Genomic DNA, 16659 nt, shown 5'->3' with positions numbered 1-16659 from the left:
CGCTCCTACGGCTGTAGGAGCGAGCTCGCTCGCGATGGGGTCAATGCAAAATCCCCTACACCTGCAAGGCTTTCTTCTGACGCAACCGAGGCCCATAATTGCGCGGTTAATCGAAGGCCATGAGCTGCGTATGACAACCACTCCAGCACTTTACGTCGCGCCCGAAACCGCGCCACGCAAAGGTCGCAAGAACAATCCGGAAAAAACCCGCGAGAACATCCTCCAGGCGGCGATCACCGAGTTCGTCCATCAGGGACTGGCCGGTGCGCGCGTCGACGCCATCGCCGAGCGCACCCAGACCTCGAAGCGGATGATCTATTACTACTTCAACAGCAAGGAGCAGTTGTACGTCGAAGTGCTGGAGAAGCTCTACGGCGATATCCGCAGCACCGAAAGCAACCTCCACCTTGCTGAACTGGAGCCCCGCCAGGGCATCCGCCGGCTGATCGAATTCACCTTCGATCACCACGACCGCAATGTCGATTTCGTGCGCATCGTGTGCAACGAGAACATGCACCACGGCGAGTTCGTGAAGCAGTCTTCGGCGATTCGTTCGATGAACAATACGGTGCTCAAGGCGCTGAACGAGATTCTGCTTCGGGGGGCAAGCGAAGGGTTGTTCCGCGAGGGGCTGGATGCACTGGATGTGCACCTGCTGATCAGTTCGTTCTGTTTCTACCGGGTGTCGAACCGTCACACCTTCGGTGAAATCTTCCAGATCGATTTCGAGGACCAGGCCGTGAAGGCCCGGCACAAGGAAATGATCTGCGAGTCGGTCCTGCGTTACCTGCAGGCCTGATGTGTTCATCGCGGGCGCGGCCCGCGATGGTCCTCAGTTACCCAGGCTGTGGAAGTGCCCGGTCATCCGTTCCGGATCGGGCTGCACGCCACTGAACAGCTCGAACGCCTTGACCGCCTGGTACACCGCCATGGTGCCGCCATTGAGCGTACGACAGCCCAGCGCCCGGGCTTCGCGCAGCAGTTCGGTTTCCAGCGGGAAATAAACGATCTCCGCAACCCACAAATCCGCCCGCAGCAGCGCCTTGGGCACCGGCATGCCCGGCAGCTTGGCCATGCCCATCGGCGTGGTGTTGACCAGTCCGCAGGCTTGGGCCATGGCGCTTTCCAGTTCGTGGCCGACTTTCGCCGGGGCCGCCGGGAAGTGCTGGTTGAGGTTATCCACAAGGGCCTGGGCGCGTTCGATTTCCACATCGAACACCGTCAGTTGTTCCACGCCTTCGCTCAGCAGGGCATGAGCCACTGCCGCGCCTGCGCCACCGGCGCCCATCTGCACCACGCGCTGACGCGAGACATCCGTCAGGCCGCGGCGGAAGCCTTCGGCGAAGCCCAGGCAATCGGTGTTGTGGCCGATACGGCGGCCGTCCTTGAGCACCACGGTATTGACCGCGCCGATGCCGCGGGCTTCCGGGGACAGTTCATCGAGCAGCGGCAGAATCGCCTGCTTGCACGGGAAGGTGATATTGAGGCCGGTGAAGCCCATGTACTGGGCGGCGGTCAGCAGTTCTTCAAGAGCCGTGCTGTCGAGCTTGAGCTGGTCCAGGTCGATCAACCGGTAAAGGTAATTCAAGCCTTGGGCGGCGCCCTCGTGCTCGTGCAGCGCGGGGGTGCGCGAGGCCTGGATGCCCGCGCCGATAAGGCCGGCGAGAATGCCGGGCGGTTTGGCCAGATTCATCGGTAAAGACTCCGTTGTTGTTCTTGGGAAAAAGTCGGGGAGGAGTGTCCCGCTAAAATGTACCGGTTGGTTAACAGGAATCAATCGGCCAGTGTCATAAGTGTTCGCTGATCGAACAGGCTGTGCTAAACCTTGTGGTTCATCAGAGGAGGAGGGGCGAAGGATGGCTTTTCAAGCACAAGTGACGGATGAACTGACGTGGCCGGGGCTGGCCAGTCTTACCCAGTCGATCCTGTCGGGGCTGGGGGCGGAGGGTTTTCGCAATCCGTTCGGTCTGGCGCCGTCGCCCGCGACCTGCCTGCTGTTGATCGACGGGCTGGGCCAGCACCTGCTCCAGGAGCACGCCCGGCATGCGCCGTTTCTCGCTTCGCTGATGCGCCCGGAAGGTGTGTTCCGCGTCGGTTTTCCCGCGACCACCGCGTCAAGCCTGGCGGCGTTGGCCTCGGGCCTGGGCAGCGGCGCTCATGGCATCGTCGGCTGCACCTTCGCCCTGGATGCCGGGACTGAGTTTTCACCGCTGAGCTGGACCTGCGCGCCCTTTGGCTCTGAAAGGCTGGTCACGGCGCCACCGCCGCCCGAACAGTTCATCGTTCCGCAGACCGCCTGGGAGCAGGCCACCGAACAGGGCTTGCGGATCAGTACGGTGATGTCGGCACGCTTTGCCGATTCCGCCTATACCCGGGCGATCTACAAAGGCGCGCAGATTCTCGGCGCGCCGGGCTACGAGGCGTACCCGGCGCTGGTGCGTCAGGCCCTGACGCTGGATGCGGCGTCGTTCTGTTTTGCCTATTTCGGCGACCTGGATTTTGTCGGGCACCTCTGCGGCCCTGGCACCGAGCAGTGGCTGGTGCAACTGCGCAACGCCGACCGGCTGGCCGAAAGCATCTACCGTCAGCTACCCGCTGGCGCGCAACTGCTGGTGACGGCGGACCACGGCATGCTGGCGCTGGACAGTGCCGCGGTGGTGGATTTCGACCGCGAGCCGGGGTTGCGGGAGGATGTGCTGGCGCTGGCCGGGGATATTCGCGCACGGCATGTCTACACCGGCGGGCTCCATCAGGATCGGGTGCAGGAGCGCTGGCGCGGACGGTTGGGAGACGGTTATCAGGTGTTGAGCAAGGCCGATGCGATTGGCAGCGGGCTGTTCGGCGATGTGGTATTGAGCCAGGCGGAGGCGCGGATTGGCGATCTGATCGTGATTCCCACCGGGGATGGCGGGATCATTCGCAGCGAGGTGGAGCGCGATGCCAGTCGTTGGCAAGGCCACCATGGGGCATTGACCGATGCGGATCAGTTGGTGCCGTTGTTGATGGCGTGATAGCTGTCGGGCCTGCAAAGCAGGCCCGACCGTGATCACCGCCGAACCAGCAACACCCCACTTTCCATATGGTGGGTGTACGGGAACTGATCGAACAACGCACACCGCTCGATCCGGTGGGTGTCGTTGAGCTGGGCAATGTTGGCCGCCAGCGTCTCCGGGTTGCAGGAGATGTACAGGATGTTGTCGAAGCGCCGGGTCAGTTCGCAGGTGTCCGGGTCCATGCCAGCACGCGGCGGGTCGACGAACACGCTGCCGAACGCGTAGCTCTTCAGGTCGATGCCTTCCAGGCGGCGGAACGGCCGCACCTCGTTCAGCGCTTCGGTCAGTTCCTCGGCCGACAGCCTCACCAGGCGCACGTTGTCCACGCCGTTGTCGTCCAGGTTATGCAGCGCCGCGTTCACCGAGGTCTTGCTGATCTCGGTGGCCAGCACATTGCGCACCCGGGTCGCCAGCGGCAGGGTGAAGTTGCCGTTGCCGCAATACAGCTCCAGCAGGTCATCTTCACGCTCGCCCAGCGCATCGAAGGCCCAGCCCAGCATTTTCTGGTTCACCTGGCCGTTGGGCTGGGTGAACGCGCCTTCCGGCTGGCGGTAGCGGAAGTTGCGACCCGCCACCTGCAGTTCTTCCACCGCGTAATCACGGCCAATCACCAGGCGCTTGCCCTTGGAGCGACCAATGATGCTCGTGCCCAGATCGGCGGCCAGTTGCTGCGCCGCTGCCTCCCACTCTGCGTCCAGCGGGCGGTGGTAGCACAAGGTGATCATCGCGTCGCCGGCCAGGGTGGTGAGGAACTCCACCTGGAACAGCTTGTTGCTCAGCGCCTCGCTGGCCTGCCACGCGGCTTTCATGCGTGGCATCAGCTCGTTGATCCGCAGGCTGGCGATGGGGAAGTCGTCGATCAGGATCGGCGTGTGTTTCTCCCCTGGCGCGAACATCGCGTAATGGCGCTGGCCGTCCTGGCGCCACAGGCGGAACTCGGCGCGCAGGCGGTAGTGCTCGCGCGGCGAGTCGAATACCGCCGGTTCCGGCGCGTCGAACGGCGCCAGCAACTCGCGCAGGCGCTCGACCTTGGCCGCGATTTGCTGGTCGTAGGTGGAAGGGTCGAAGACAGCACTCATGCGTTGAACCAGCCCAGCTTGATGACGAACAGGATGGAAAGGATCACCAGCGCCGGGTTCAGGTCGCCACGGCGGCCCGACAGCAGCTTGATCGCAGTCCAGGAGATGAAGCCGAAGGCGATGCCGTTGGCGATGGAGTAGGTCAGCGGCATGGCCAGGGCGGTGATCACCACGGGTGCGGCTTCGGTGATGTCGTCCCAGTTGATTTCAGCCAGGCCCGAGGCCATCAGCACGGCGACGAACAGCAGCGCCGGCGCGGTGGCGAAGGCCGGCACGCTACCCGCCAGCGGCGCGAAGAACAGTGCCAGGAGGAACAGGATGGCGACGACGATGGCGGTCAGGCCGGTGCGGCCGCCGGCGCTGACGCCCGCTGCCGACTCGATGTAGCTGGTGGTGGTCGAGGTGCCCAGCAGCGAACCGGCCATGGCGGCGGTACTGTCGGCGATCAGCGCACGGCCCATTTTCGGCATATGGCCGTCCTTGCCCATCAGGCCGGCGCGCTTGGCGACGCCGATCAGGGTGCCGGAGTTGTCGAACAGGTCGACGAACAGGAAGGCGAAGATCACGCTGATCAGGCCAACGTCCAGCGCGCCCTTGATGTCCAGTTGCAGGAAGGTCGGTGCCAGCGACGGCGGCATCGACACCACGCCTTCGAACGGCGTGACGCCCAGGGCGATGGAGGCGATGGTCACGGCGAGGATGCCGATCAACACCGCGCCACGGACCTTCAGCGCTTCCAGCGCGACAATCAGGAAGAAGCCGAGGATGGCGAGGATCGGCGCCGGCTGCTTGAGGTCGCCCAAACCCACCAGGGTGGCCGGGTTATCGACGACGATGCCCGCGTTATGCAGGGCGATCAGCGCCAGGAACAGGCCGATACCGGCGGCGATCGCCGAACGCAGCGGCAGCGGGATGCTGTTCACGATCCATTCGCGGATACGGAAGATCGACAGCAGGAAGAACATCACCGCCGAGATGAACACCGCGCCCAGCGCCACCTGCCAGGTGTGGCCCAGGTGCAGCACCACGGTGTAGGTGAAGAAGGCGTTCAGGCCCATGCCCGGCGCCAGGGCGATCGGGTAGTTGGCGATCAGGCCCATGGTGGTCGAGCCGATGGCCGCGGCCAGGCAGGTGGCGACGAACAGCGCGCCCTTGTCCATGCCGGTCTCGCCGAGGATGCTCGGGTTGACGAAGAGAATGTAGGCCATGGCCAGGAACGTGGTGACGCCCGCCAGGATCTCGGTCCGCACATTGGTGTTGTGTGCTTTTAGTTGAAACAGCCTTTCCAGCATGCCCTGCTCCCCGTGGCGCGATGTGACGCCAAAAATTGTCGACTCAGTCAGAAAAGCACAAAGCTCCCGGCCTTTCCGTGATTTTTACTGGTCGGAAAAAAGCCGCGCATCATACCAGCATGACTGGCCGAGGGTAATGCGCCGGACCGCCGGCGGGGCGGGGGCTTGCCAGCGATGAGGCCCCCCAGAGCGACGGCGCTCGACTCAGGTGTCCGAGCGCCGGCTGTGCATGTGATCCCTTCCTGCCAGTGTCGGGAACAGTTTTATCCACAGCCCCGTCACCATCAGCGTCCCGACGCCGCCCATCACCACCGCCGGCACGGTCCCGAACCAGTGCGCCGTCACCCCCGATTCGAACTCGCCGAGCTGGTTCGACGCGCCGATGAACAAGCCATTCACCGCGCTTACCCGCCCGCGCATTTCGTCCGGGGTCTCCAACTGCACGAAGGAGCTGCGGATCACCATGCTGATCATGTCCGCCGCGCCGAGCACGGCCAGCACCGCGAGGGAGAACCAGAACGAGGTGGACAGGCCGAAGGCGATGGTCGCCACGCCGAACACGCCCACCGCGGTGAACATCACCCGGCCGACCTTGCGCTCCACCGGGAAGCGCGCCAGCCACACGGACATCAGCAGCGCGCCCACCGCTGGCGCCGAACGCAGCAGGCCCAGGCCCCACGGCCCGGTCAGCAGGATGTCCTTGGCGAACACCGGCAGCAACGCGGTGGCGCCGCCGAGCAGCACGGCGAACAGGTCGAGGGAGATGGCGCCGAGGATGTCCGGGCGGCTGCGGATGAAGCGAATCCCCGCCAGCAGCGATTCCAGGCTGGCGCGGCCTTGGATCAGCGGGGTCTGGCGCGAGGTCAGGCCGAGGGTCAGGCAGCAGGCGATCACGTACAGGCACACCGTTGGGCCGTACACCCAGACGCTGCCGAAGGCGTAGAGAAAACCGCCCGCCGCCGGCGCGACGATGGTCGCCGATTGCATCGCCGAGGCCGACGCCGCCACCGCCCGCGGGAACAGCTCGGCGGGCACCACGTTGGGCAGCAGCGCCTGGGTCGCCGGCATCTCGAAGGAACGGGCGCTGCCGAGCAGGAAAGCCAGCACAAAGATCAGTTCGCGGCTAACCGAATCGGTGGTGCTGGCGATCGCCAGGGCCAGGGCGATCATCGCCTGCAGGCTCTGGCACAGCGCGGCGACGCGGCGGCGGTCGTAGCGGTCGGCGACATGCCCGGTGTGCAGCATGAACAGCACCCGCGGCGCGAACTCCACCAATCCGACCAGGCCCAGGTCCAGCACGTTGCCGGTCAACTGGTAGAGGTGCCAGCCAATGGCCACGGTGAGCATCTGGAAACCGCTGGCGGTGAATACCCGGGCCAGCCAGAACGAAAGAAACGGACGGTGATGACGAAGCAACAACGGGGCGTGTGCTGACATGACGGACTGCCGGGCCTTCATGAGGGGAGGGGCGTTGCAGGTTAACACCGGGCTGTAACAAAAGGTTGCAGAACCCGCCGTTGTCGTGCGGTCAGCGCACCGATTCACCTTTTCGTAAAGGGGGGTGAGGCAACCGGTCACGCGGCAACGCACCACACAACCGCGCGGCGTCTTCGCGACTATCCTTTCTCCCTGTCGTTGATCTGGATCAATAGTTGTTTTTGCAACGATCGATGCGTCAGCGATGGGCCCTCGGGCCGAAATCCCTGTGGTGCGAAAGTTTTCAGAACAATTCCAACTTGCCGCACTCAACCACCGTAGGGGCAGTTGGCGCCAAGGCAACGGACCCTGACGCCGGATTACCTGAAAGAGGAAGCACTATGTTCGGATCAGAGGCACTCGATCTCGCCCGAATCCAGTTCGCGTTTACCGTGTCCTTTCACATCCTGTTCCCGGCCATCACCATCGGCCTCGCCAGCTACCTGGCGGTGCTCGAAGGCCTGTGGCTGAAAACCAACCAGAACGTCTACCGCGATCTCTACCATTTCTGGTCGAAGATCTTCGCCGTCAACTTCGGCATGGGGGTGGTCTCCGGTCTGGTGATGGCCTACCAGTTCGGCACCAACTGGAGCCGCTTCTCCGACTTTGCCGGCGCGGTGACCGGGCCCTTGCTCACCTACGAGGTGCTCACCGCGTTCTTCCTCGAGGCCGGTTTCCTCGGCGTCATGCTCTTCGGCTGGAACCGCGTGGGCCGTGGCCTGCACTTCTTCGCCACGGTCATGGTGGCCATCGGCACGCTGGTCTCGACGTTCTGGATCCTCGCGTCCAACAGCTGGATGCAGACGCCCCAGGGCTACGAAATCATCGATGGCCGGGTGATCCCGGTGGACTGGCTGGCGGTGATCTTCAACCCGTCGTTCCCCTATCGCCTGATGCACATGGCCACGGCCGCGTTCGTCGCCACGGCGTTCTTCGTCGGCGCCTCGGCGGCCTGGCACTTGCTGCGCGGCCGCGATAACCCGGCGATCCGCAAAATGTTGTCGATGGCCATGTGGATGGCCCTGATCGTCGCGCCGATCCAGGCGGTGATCGGCGACTTCCACGGCCTCAACACCCTCAAGCACCAGCCGGTGAAGATCGCCGCCATCGAAGGCCACTGGGAGAACGTCGGCGACGAGCCGACCCCGCTGATCCTGTTCGGTATCCCCGACATGAAGGCCGAAACCACCCGCTTCAAGCTGGAAATCCCGGCGCTGGGCAGCCTGATCCTGACCCACAGCCTGGACAAGCAGGTGCCGGCGATGAAGGACTTCCCGCCAGAAGACCGGCCCAACTCGACGGTGGTGTTCTGGTCGTTCCGGATCATGGTCGGCCTCGGCATGCTGATGATCGCGGTGGGTCTGTGGAGCGTCTGGCTGCGCAAGCGCGGCGCGTTGTACAGCTCGCGGCCGTTCCTCTACCTGACCCTGTGGATGGGCCCGTCCGGGTTGATCGCCATTCTCGCGGGCTGGTTCACCACTGAAGTCGGTCGCCAGCCGTGGGTGGTCTACGGACTGATGCGCACCGCCGACGGTGTGTCCAACCACAGCTACGCCCAACTGGGGATCACCCTGGTGATATTCGTGGTGGTGTATTTCGCCCTGTTCGGTGCGGGCCTCGGCTACATGATGCGCCTGGTGCGCAAAGGGCCGAAGACCGGCGAAGGCGAGGAAACCAATCCGGGCGGACCCGGCCAGCCACGCACCCCGGCGCGGCCGTTGTCGGCTGCCGACGACGATCACGAAGAAGGCGCCAGCCTGAACAAAGGACACTGAATCATGGGTATTGATCTTCCACTGATCTGGGCTGTGGTCATCATCTTCGGGATCATGATGTACGTGGTCATGGACGGCTTCGACCTCGGCATCGGCATTCTCTTTCCCTTCGTCAAGGGCGACACCGACCGCGACGTCATGATGAACACCGTCGCGCCGGTCTGGGACGGCAACGAGACCTGGCTGGTGCTGGGCGGTGCGGCGCTGTTCGGGGCCTTTCCACTGGCCTACGCGGTGGTGCTGTCGGCGCTGTACCTGCCGTTGATGCTGATGCTGGTGGGGCTGATCTTCCGCGGCGTGGCCTTCGAGTTCCGCTTCAAGGCCAAGGCCGACAAGCGCCACCTGTGGGACAAGGCGTTCATCGGCGGCTCGCTGGTGGCGACCTTCTTCCAGGGTGTGGCGCTGGGCGCCTTCATCGAGGGCTTCAAGGTGGTGGACCGCCAGTTCGTCGGCGGCACGCTGGACTGGATGACGCCGTTCGCGCTGTTCAGCGGGCTGGGGCTGATCGTGGCCTACGCCTTGCTCGGCTGCACCTGGCTGATCATGAAAACCGAAGGCAAGCTGCAGGAGCAGATGCACAATCTGGCGCGGCCGCTGGCGCTGGTGCTGCTGGCGGTGATCGGCGTGGTCAGCCTGTGGACACCGCTGGCCTACCCGGACATCGCCAAACGCTGGTTCAGCATGCCCAACCTGCTGTGGTTCATGCCGGTGCCATTGCTGGTGATGGTCACCTTCTACGGCCTGCTTCGGGCGGTGGCGCGCAATGCGCACTACACGCCGTTCCTGCTGACGCTGGTGCTGATCTTCCTTGGCTACAGCGGCCTGGGCATCAGCCTGTGGCCGAACATCATCCCGCCGTCGATCTCGATCTGGGACGCCGCCGCGCCGCCGCAGAGCCAGGGCTTCATGCTGGTGGGCACGCTGTTCATCCTGCCGTTCATCCTGGGTTACACCTACTGGAGCTACTACGTGTTCCGCGGCAAGGTGACCCACGAAGACGGCTACCACTAGGAGGGTTCAGGACATGACCGGTAAAGACACCTTCGACGCCGAGAAAAAGCCGCTGTGGCAGCGGCTCGGCTGGCTGGCGCTGATCTGGACCGCCAGCGTCGCGACCCTCGCGGTGGTGGCGTGGCTGATGCGGATGTTCATGAGTGCGGCGGGATTGACCACGCACTAGTCCTGCCGCTAGTCGCGACGGTTCAGCGAACCGTCGCGATCGCCGGCATCACTTGCGCGCCTTGAGCACCACGAACTTCGGCGTCGCCGCCACCTGTTCCACGCCCCGGAACAACCGCGCCAGCTTGGTGTGGTAGCCCAGGTGGCGGTTACCGACGACATACAGCGAACCGCCGGTGACCAGCGCTTCCCGCGCCTGCTGGAACATCCGCCAGGCGATGAAATCACCCACCACCTGCTGCTGGTGGAACGGCGGGTTGCACAGCACGATATCCAGCGAATCCTCCGGCTGCCCGGCCAGACCATCCGCCGCGCGCACCTCCACATCGCGCTCGCCCAGCGCCGCCTGCCAGTTCTCCCGCGCCGACTGCACTGCCATGTACGACTCATCCACCAGCGTGTAGTGCGCCTGTGGATTGTCCAGTGCACTGGCGATGGCGAGGATCCCGTTGCCACAGCCAAGGTCCGCGACCCGGGCGCTGCCGAGATTTTTCGGCAGATGCGGCAGGAAGGCGCGGGTGCCGATATCCAGCCCTTCGCGGCAGAACACGTTGGCGTGGTTGAGCAGTTCCAGCGCCGGCTTGTCGAGGCGATAGCGGCTCGGGTAAGGCGAGACGGCGCGGGGCTTGTCTTCGTGGGTGGCGATCAGCAGGCGAGCCTTTTTCTGGGCCAGCGAGGCCTGCATCGGGCCGATGTACTTTTCCAGCAATTCACCGGCCGCCCGCGGCAGGTGCTTGATCATCGCCCCCGCTACTACTCGCGCGCCCGGCGCCAACTGGCCTTGCAGGCGGATCAGTTGTTCTTCGAGCAGGGCCAGGGTCTTCGGCACGCGCACCAGAACGTGATCGAACGGGCCTTGCCAGGCTTCACTGGCCGGCACGAAGGGCACGCTGTCCCAGGGCTGGTCGTTGCGCGGCAGATTCTTTTCCAGGCCCAGGCGGGCGAGGAATGAGTCGCCGCTGCTGGTCACCGCGAAGTGCGACCGCAGGCTGATGGCCAGGCCGCCGAAACTGTCGTTGAGCACCAGCACCCGCGTGCTGGCGGGCAGCGCCTGCCCGGCCAGGTGCTCCAGCAGGTATTCGTCGGCGGCATCGAAGGCTTGCAGGGGATCGTTGGCGTATTCGGGCTGGCGGATCAGGTCGAGGTCGGCAAAGGGGCTGTTCAGCAGGGGCATGGTACGAGGGCTCTGGGGCATGGGTGTGCACCGCGCTGCTCTGGGCAGGCGGGGTGACAGACAGGTGCCGATTCTACAGGGCTTTATTGCCCAACGGGGTCAGAGCAGACCGTGCAGCGCGGCGAGGGCCACGGCGCCGGCCTTGTTGTTGGCGTTCATTTTGGTGATGACGCTGCGGATGTGGAAATTCACGGTGCTCTGCGAAAGGGTGAGGATGCAGGCGATGTCCGAGGCGGTCTTTCCCGCGGCGGACCATTTCAGCACTTCCCGCTCCCGGTCGGACAAGCCGAAACCATTGGGCTTGAGTGGATTGATCTGTTCCAGCATCAGTGTGTGCAGGACATTGCACAGCCACAGCGCCTGGCCGGTCTTGTCATAGAACTCGGCGACACTGACGACATCCTGGCTGCGCACCAGACTCAGCACACTGTTGTTGCCGCGCATGTCGTGGGCGGCCTGACTCCAGCCATAGACCAGCCCGTGGGCCTTGGCGTCCATGCGCAGTTGCGGGGTTTCGTGGAACACCTCGTCTTCCCAGAGCAGCGGGATCAACGAGTGGCGGCAATGGGTGAAGGTCGGGTCCTGGATCAGGTAGTTGCAGTCCCGGTAGTGGTCGTTCCACTCGGCGGAAAAGTTGTTGAGCATGAGGGTCTGCGGCGTGAGGCCGGAGGCCTGGCTCTGCACCACCAGGCTCAGGTATTCCATATCCAGTTGCTGTGCCAGGGCCAGGGCCTGGTGAAACAATTGTTCGGGGTTGTGCTCCCTGATCAGTTGCTCGAGTTGATCCTGCTTCCAATGCGGCATCTCAACGGTGCTCCCTGATATGGATCCAACTGCTCAATGGTGCAGGCTGAGTATAGGAATTGTCCTACATGGCGATTGGTTTTTTTCGCTATAACTTGACGTATGTCATGACTCCTAAAGGCTATGTGGCGTAACGCAATGTTTAGCTCGGCTCCGGGAAACCACCACAAACCGGCGGTGTTTATTCCGGCGGCTTTGCGCGAAACTGGGCGCACCTGATTTCCGGAGCCAACCATGACTGCCAGCGCGGAGAAATACACCCGCCAGACCCTGCTCGATGTCCAGCCGCTGACCCCCAGCCTGTTCAGCCTGCGCACCACGCGCGACAGCGGTTTCCGTTTCCGCGCCGGGCAGTTTGCCCGCCTTGGCGTGACCAAGGCCGACGGCAGTGTGGTCTGGCGCGCTTACTCGATGGTCTCGTCGCCCTTTGACGAACACCTGGACTTCTACTCCATCGTGGTCCCGGGCGGTGAGTTCACCAGCGAACTGAGCCGTCTGCGCGAAGGCGATGAGCTGCTGATCGACCGCCAGGCGTTCGGTTACCTGACCCTCGATCGCTTCGTCGACGGGCGTGATCTGTGGCTGCTGGCCACTGGCACCGGTGTCGCTCCGTTCCTGTCGATCCTGCAGGACTTCGAGGCCTGGGAGCGTTTCGACAGCATCAAGCTGGTGTATTCGGTGCGTGAGTCTTGCGAGTTGGCTTATCAGTCACTGATTGCCGGGCTGGAACAGCGCGATTACCTGGCCGAGTACGCCGGCAAATTGCAGTTCATTCCAGTGGTGACGCGCGAACAGCATCCGGGGGCGCTGAACGGGCGCATCACCACGCTGATCGAGAACGGCGAACTGGAGCGTGCCGCCGGCCTGGAGCTGACCCCCGAGCACTCGCGGGTGATGCTGTGCGGCAACCCGCAGATGATCGACGACACCCGCCAGGTGCTGAAAGCCCGCGACATGAACCTGAGCCTGAGTCGGCGGCCGGGGCAGGTGGCGGTCGAGACGTATTGGTGAGTGATCAGGCCAGACAATAAAACGGCGCCTCGGGGCGCCGTTTTTCATTTGTCTGGGTTCAAGGCCTGTCGTTTTGCGCCTTGAGCAGGTCACGAATCTCGGTCAGCAGGGTTTCCTGTGGCGTCGGTGCCGGTGGAGCGCTCGGCGCCACGGCTTCTTCGCGCTTCAGGCGGTTGATGACCTTGACGCCCATGAAGATGGCGAACGCCACGATCACGAAGTCGATGATGGTCTGGATGAACTTGCCGTAGGCCAGGACCACCGCCGGAATGTCACCTTCCGCCGCTTTCAGGGTGACCGCCAGGTCGCTGAAGTCGACACCGCCGATCAGCAGTCCGATGGGTGGCATCACGACGTCGCCGACGAAAGACGAAACAATTTTGCCGAAGGCTGCGCCGATGATGATACCGACCGCCATGTCCACGACATTGCCCTTGACCGCGAAGGCCTTGAATTCACTGATCATGCCCATGGTTTATTCCTTGTAACAATTGAAGGGGTGAACGCAGTGTAAATCAGCCTTCCGCTTCATGCGCTGCGCCGCTTTCAAATGACCTCGCTCATAGCCAATGGTTTGGTCGCGTTGGCGCCTTTCCCGGTGCGGCGGCTATCATGGCGACTTTTTCCAGGAGATTGCCCCATGGCCAAAGCCAAGCGGTTGTACGGCTGCACCGAGTGCGGCGCGACTTTCCCGAAATGGGCTGGCCAGTGCGGTGAGTGCGGTGCCTGGAACACCCTGACCGAAACCATGATCGAGAGCGGCGGCGCCGCGGCCCCCAGCGGACGCAGCGGCTGGGCCGGCGAGCAGGCGAAGATCAAGACCCTGGCCGAAGTCTCGGTCGAAGAGATCCCGCGCTTCTCCACCGCCAGCGCCGAACTGGACCGCGTGCTCGGCGGCGGCCTGGTGGACGGCTCGGTGGTGCTGATTGGCGGCGACCCCGGCATCGGCAAATCCACCATCCTTTTGCAGACCCTCTGCAATATCGCCACGCGCATGCCGGCGCTGTACGTCACCGGCGAGGAATCCCAGCAGCAGGTGGCCATGCGCGCCCGCCGCCTGGGGCTGCCGGAAGACAAACTGCGGGTCATGACCGAAACCTGCATCGAAACCATCATCGCCACTGCTCGGGTCGAGAAACCCAAGGTCATGGTGATCGACTCGATCCAGACCATCTTCACCGAACAACTGCAGTCGGCCCCCGGCGGCGTCGCCCAGGTCCGCGAAAGCGCCGCGCTGCTGGTGCGCTACGCGAAGCAGAGTGGCACGGCGATCTTCCTTGTCGGCCACGTCACCAAGGAAGGCGCCCTGGCCGGGCCGCGGGTGCTGGAGCACATGGTTGATACCGTGCTGTATTTCGAGGGTGAATCCGACGGTCGCCTGCGCCTGCTGCGGGCGGTGAAGAACCGCTTCGGCGCGATCAACGAACTGGGCGTGTTCGGCATGACCGATCGCGGCCTGAAGGAAGTCTCCAACCCCTCGGCGATCTTTCTGACCCGGGCCCAGGAAGAAGTGCCGGGCAGCGTGGTCATGGCCACCTGGGAAGGCACCCGGCCGATGCTGGTGGAAGTTCAGGCGCTGGTGGACGACAGCCACCTGGCGAACCCGCGGCGGGTCACCCTCGGCCTCGACCAGAACCGCCTGGCCATGCTGCTGGCGGTGCTGCACCGCCATGGCGGGATCCCGACCCATGACCAGGACGTGTTCCTCAATGTGGTCGGCGGCGTGAAAGTGCTGGAAACCGCGTCGGACCTGGCGCTGATGGCTGCGGTGATGTCGAGCCTGCGCAACCGGCCGCTGTCCCATGGCCTGCTGGTGTTCGGCGAGATTGGTTTGTCTGGCGAAGTGCGCCCGGTGCCCAGCGGTCAGGAGCGCCTGAAAGAAGCGGCCAAGCACGGCTTCAAGCGCGCCATCGTGCCCAAGGGCAACGCGCCGAAAGAAGCCCCGCCGGGCTTGCAGGTGGTCGCGGTAACCCGTCTGGAGCAGGCACTGGACGCGCTGTTCGAGGAGTGAGGCGCAGGAAGCGGTTTCTTGCAAGTGATTCTCACTAACGAGTAGCATGGCGCCTCCATTCCGATAGCCTTCTGGAGTTCGCGTGGCGGAGTCCGACCTCAAGCGCCTGTTCCTCAAGCACGCGAAAACCCTGCAAGGCCTGCTCACGCGCAAGGTGCGCGACCCGCAACTGGCCGCCGACCTGGTGCAGGAAAGTTTCCTGCGCCTGGCCGAGCAGCAGGCCAGCGAGCGCATCGAAAACACCCCGGCCTACCTCTACCGCACGGCGCACAACCTGATGATCGATCACGTGCGCCAGCAGCAGCGGCGCAAGACCGATCTGGTGCCCCACGAAGCCCTCGAAGGTATCGTCGAAGACAGCCCCGGCCTGGAAGAAACCACCGCGGCCGAACAGCACATGCGCCGGTTACGCGCGGCGATGAACGCGTTGCCGCCGCGAACCCGCGAAATCTTCCGTCTCAACCGTCTGGAGGGCCTGACCCATGCTGAGGTGGCGCAGCGCCTGGAGATTTCCGACAGCTCGGTTCAGAAGCACCTTTCCAAGGCGCTGGCCTATGTGATGCAGTGTTTGCAGGAGCCCGAATGACGAACGGTTTACTGGGAAATGCGCCGTCAGACGTCAGCCCTTACATAACCAGAATTCGAGAGAACCGTGTGAGCAGCGAGATTCCGCCAGAGCAAGCAATTCGCGAGCAGGCCGCCGAGTGGGCGGTCCTGCTGGATGCCGGGAGCCTGAGCCCCGAGCAACGGCAGGCGCTGGCCGCGTGGCGCGACGCCGACCCGCGTCATGCCCCGGCGTTGACGTTTGCCCAGGGCACCTGGGCTGATCTGGGGCGGCTGGGGCATCTGGACGAAACTGTCGCCGTTCCGCCGCCGGCCGCTTTGGCAGCGGCACCGCGTCCGGTCACGGGACGGCGGCGCCGTTCGCGGCTGGGCTGGGCGGCCACCAGCACCGCCCTGTTGTTGCTGGCGGTGTTCGCGGTCGATCGGGCGCCGGGCGTGCTGATCCAGATGAGCGCCGACTACGCCACCGGCCGCGGCGAAATCCGCCAGGTGACGCTGCCGGACGGTAGCCGCATCGACCTCGACAGTCACAGCGCCATCAGCCTCGCCTTCAGCGACAGCGAGCGGCGAGTAAAGCTGCTGGCCGGGGATGCGGTGTTTTCCGCGGCCCCGATTGGCGAGCGCGAGACGCGGCCGTTCGTGGTCGAGTACGCCGGCGCCAGCACCCGGGCCTTGGGCACGCGCTTCGTGGTGGGTGGCGCAGGGCAGGGCGGTTGGGTCGGGATGCTCGAACACAGCACCCGGGTCAGCTTGCAGGAGCCGCCGGTCGCGGGCGTGGCCGAGCAGGTGCTCAACGAAGGGCAAAGCCTGCGTTATGACCGCGAACACGGTATCCGCCCCTGGCCGCAACAGGATCCACTGCGCGCCAGCGCCTGGCAGCGTGGCCTGCTGGTGTTCGAGCGCGAGCCGCTGGCTGCGGTGGTCGCGCAGATCAACCGCTACCGTGGCGGGCACGTGATGATCGGCGATGCGGCGCTGGCGAAGCGTGAAGTCAGCGGCATGTTCCGCCTGGATAACCTCGATCAGTCACTGGCGATGCTGACGGATGAGCTGAAGGCCCGGCGGGTGGATGTGCCTGGGTTGACGCTGATTTATTGAAGATTCTGCGGGGCGCTCGATCTGAGGGCTCCCGCAAAGATCAAGACCAGCACCGACCAGCCCCCCCAAAAATTTATTTACTGACTTTTCCGCCCCAACGCGTCTGTTTGTTGAGATTGATTTTCATTAATAGAAAACGCCAA

General features: G+C 64.2%; 16 protein-coding genes. 9 read left to right on the top strand and 7 right to left on the bottom strand.

All coding sequences use genetic code 11. From position 1 onward, the window contains the following. Positions 1 to 130: 130 nt before the first annotated feature. Positions 131 to 799 carry a TetR/AcrR family transcriptional regulator gene (locus tag CKW37_RS31050; RefSeq protein ID WP_095159922.1) on the top strand — a complete coding sequence of 223 codons (669 nt, stop codon included), beginning with the start codon at positions 131 to 133 and terminating at the stop codon, positions 797 to 799. A gap of 33 nt (positions 800 to 832) precedes the next feature. On the opposite strand, the gene CKW37_RS31045 is transcribed toward CKW37_RS31050, so the two are convergent. Next, positions 833 to 1693 (bottom strand): shikimate dehydrogenase, encoded by an 861-nt coding sequence (locus CKW37_RS31045; RefSeq protein WP_095159921.1) that lies wholly within the window; start codon positions 1691 to 1693, stop codon positions 833 to 835. A gap of 163 nt (positions 1694 to 1856) precedes the next feature. On the opposite strand from CKW37_RS31045, the gene CKW37_RS31040 reads away from it, so the two are divergent. Continuing rightward, positions 1857 to 3011 carry an alkaline phosphatase family protein gene (locus CKW37_RS31040; protein ID WP_095159920.1) on the top strand — a complete coding sequence of 385 codons (1155 nt, stop codon included), beginning with the start codon at positions 1857 to 1859 and terminating at the stop codon, positions 3009 to 3011. A gap of 35 nt (positions 3012 to 3046) precedes the next feature. Here CKW37_RS31040 and trmA read toward each other — a convergent pair whose 3' ends face one another. The 3 genes from trmA to CKW37_RS31025 form a co-directional block, all read right to left on the bottom strand. Beyond that, complete coding sequence (gene trmA, locus CKW37_RS31035; RefSeq protein WP_095159919.1) at positions 3047 to 4132, bottom strand: tRNA (uridine(54)-C5)-methyltransferase TrmA; 1086 nt, start codon at positions 4130 to 4132, stop codon at positions 3047 to 3049. Then, positions 4129 to 5424 (bottom strand): NCS2 family permease, encoded by a 1296-nt coding sequence (locus tag CKW37_RS31030; protein ID WP_095159918.1) that lies wholly within the window; start codon positions 5422 to 5424, stop codon positions 4129 to 4131. The genes trmA and CKW37_RS31030 overlap by 4 nt, the downstream gene beginning before the upstream one ends. A gap of 204 nt (positions 5425 to 5628) precedes the next feature. Next, positions 5629 to 6861: an MFS transporter gene (locus tag CKW37_RS31025; protein WP_095159917.1), complete on the bottom strand. Its 1233-nt coding sequence runs from the start codon at positions 6859 to 6861 to the stop codon at positions 5629 to 5631. A gap of 380 nt (positions 6862 to 7241) precedes the next feature. Between CKW37_RS31025 and CKW37_RS31020 the strand changes: the two genes are divergently transcribed. Genes CKW37_RS31020 through CKW37_RS31010 form a run of 3 tightly spaced genes read left to right on the top strand, consistent with a single transcriptional unit; the run spans position 7242 to position 9855 of the window. Next, a complete protein-coding gene (locus CKW37_RS31020; protein WP_095159916.1) occupies positions 7242 to 8675 on the top strand; it encodes a cytochrome ubiquinol oxidase subunit I in 1434 nt (477 codons plus the stop codon). A 3-nt stretch (positions 8676 to 8678) separates the two neighbouring features. After that, the gene (gene cydB, locus CKW37_RS31015; RefSeq protein ID WP_095159915.1) at positions 8679 to 9686 is read left to right on the top strand and encodes a cytochrome d ubiquinol oxidase subunit II; all 1008 of its coding nucleotides are present in this window, start codon (positions 8679 to 8681) and stop codon (positions 9684 to 9686) included. 13 nt (positions 9687 to 9699) lie between these two features. After that, positions 9700 to 9855: a DUF2474 domain-containing protein gene (locus CKW37_RS31010; RefSeq protein WP_095159914.1), complete on the top strand. Its 156-nt coding sequence runs from the start codon at positions 9700 to 9702 to the stop codon at positions 9853 to 9855. 48 nt (positions 9856 to 9903) lie between these two features. Here the strand turns inward: CKW37_RS31010 and CKW37_RS31005 are convergent, their stop codons facing one another. Beyond that, on the bottom strand, positions 9904 to 11028 hold the full coding sequence (locus tag CKW37_RS31005; protein WP_095159913.1) for a methyltransferase: 1125 nt from the start codon (positions 11026 to 11028) through the stop codon (positions 9904 to 9906). A gap of 99 nt (positions 11029 to 11127) precedes the next feature. After that, on the bottom strand, positions 11128 to 11832 hold the full coding sequence (locus CKW37_RS31000) for an autoinducer binding domain-containing protein (protein WP_095159912.1): 705 nt from the start codon (positions 11830 to 11832) through the stop codon (positions 11128 to 11130). Positions 11833 to 12066: 234 nt separating this feature from the next. On the opposite strand from CKW37_RS31000, the gene CKW37_RS30995 reads away from it, so the two are divergent. Then, positions 12067 to 12843: a ferredoxin--NADP reductase gene (locus CKW37_RS30995; RefSeq protein WP_095159911.1), complete on the top strand. Its 777-nt coding sequence runs from the start codon at positions 12067 to 12069 to the stop codon at positions 12841 to 12843. A gap of 58 nt (positions 12844 to 12901) precedes the next feature. On the opposite strand, the gene mscL is transcribed toward CKW37_RS30995, so the two are convergent. Continuing rightward, on the bottom strand, positions 12902 to 13315 hold the full coding sequence (gene mscL / locus CKW37_RS30990) for a large-conductance mechanosensitive channel protein MscL (protein WP_095159910.1): 414 nt from the start codon (positions 13313 to 13315) through the stop codon (positions 12902 to 12904). 168 nt (positions 13316 to 13483) lie between these two features. On the opposite strand from mscL, the gene radA reads away from it, so the two are divergent. The 3 genes from radA (at position 13484) to CKW37_RS30975 (ending at position 16516) form a co-directional block, all read left to right on the top strand. Continuing rightward, on the top strand, positions 13484 to 14854 hold the full coding sequence (gene radA / locus CKW37_RS30985) for a DNA repair protein RadA (protein ID WP_095159909.1): 1371 nt from the start codon (positions 13484 to 13486) through the stop codon (positions 14852 to 14854). Between the two features lie 82 nt (positions 14855 to 14936). Next, the gene (locus CKW37_RS30980; protein ID WP_095159908.1) at positions 14937 to 15440 is read left to right on the top strand and encodes an RNA polymerase sigma factor; all 504 of its coding nucleotides are present in this window, start codon (positions 14937 to 14939) and stop codon (positions 15438 to 15440) included. A gap of 68 nt (positions 15441 to 15508) precedes the next feature. After that, complete coding sequence (locus CKW37_RS30975; RefSeq protein WP_095159907.1) at positions 15509 to 16516, top strand: FecR domain-containing protein; 1008 nt, start codon at positions 15509 to 15511, stop codon at positions 16514 to 16516. Positions 16517 to 16659: the final 143 nt, after the last annotated feature.

This window comes from Pseudomonas sp. Irchel 3E13 (genome assembly GCF_900187455.1).
Taxonomy (GTDB): Bacteria; Pseudomonadota; Gammaproteobacteria; order Pseudomonadales; family Pseudomonadaceae; genus Aquipseudomonas.
Note: the sequence above shows the minus strand (reverse complement) of the source record. Positions and strands in the feature narration are given on the sequence as shown.

Bases quoted from the DNA above. Each gene is read 5' to 3' on its own strand.
- CKW37_RS31020 (WP_095159916.1), top strand. From the start codon at position 7,242: ATGTTCGGATCAGAGGCACTCGATCTCGCCCGAATCCAGTTCGCGTTT.
- CKW37_RS31010 (WP_095159914.1), top strand. From the start codon at position 9,700: ATGACCGGTAAAGACACCTTCGACGCCGAGAAAAAGCCGCTGTGGCAG.
- CKW37_RS31025 (WP_095159917.1), bottom strand. From the start codon at position 6,861: ATGTCAGCACACGCCCCGTTGTTGCTTCGTCATCACCGTCCGTTTCTT.
- CKW37_RS30995 (WP_095159911.1), top strand. From the start codon at position 12,067: ATGACTGCCAGCGCGGAGAAATACACCCGCCAGACCCTGCTCGATGTC.
- CKW37_RS31050 (WP_095159922.1), top strand. From the start codon at position 131: ATGACAACCACTCCAGCACTTTACGTCGCGCCCGAAACCGCGCCACGC.
- CKW37_RS31030 (WP_095159918.1), bottom strand. From the start codon at position 5,424: ATGCTGGAAAGGCTGTTTCAACTAAAAGCACACAACACCAATGTGCGG.
- CKW37_RS31045 (WP_095159921.1), bottom strand. From the start codon at position 1,693: ATGAATCTGGCCAAACCGCCCGGCATTCTCGCCGGCCTTATCGGCGCG.
- CKW37_RS31000 (WP_095159912.1), bottom strand. From the start codon at position 11,832: ATGCCGCATTGGAAGCAGGATCAACTCGAGCAACTGATCAGGGAGCAC.
- mscL (WP_095159910.1), bottom strand. From the start codon at position 13,315: ATGGGCATGATCAGTGAATTCAAGGCCTTCGCGGTCAAGGGCAATGTC.
- radA (WP_095159909.1), top strand. From the start codon at position 13,484: ATGGCCAAAGCCAAGCGGTTGTACGGCTGCACCGAGTGCGGCGCGACT.
- CKW37_RS31005 (WP_095159913.1), bottom strand. From the start codon at position 11,028: ATGCCCCTGCTGAACAGCCCCTTTGCCGACCTCGACCTGATCCGCCAG.
- trmA (WP_095159919.1), bottom strand. From the start codon at position 4,132: ATGAGTGCTGTCTTCGACCCTTCCACCTACGACCAGCAAATCGCGGCC.
- cydB (WP_095159915.1), top strand. From the start codon at position 8,679: ATGGGTATTGATCTTCCACTGATCTGGGCTGTGGTCATCATCTTCGGG.
- CKW37_RS31040 (WP_095159920.1), top strand. From the start codon at position 1,857: ATGGCTTTTCAAGCACAAGTGACGGATGAACTGACGTGGCCGGGGCTG.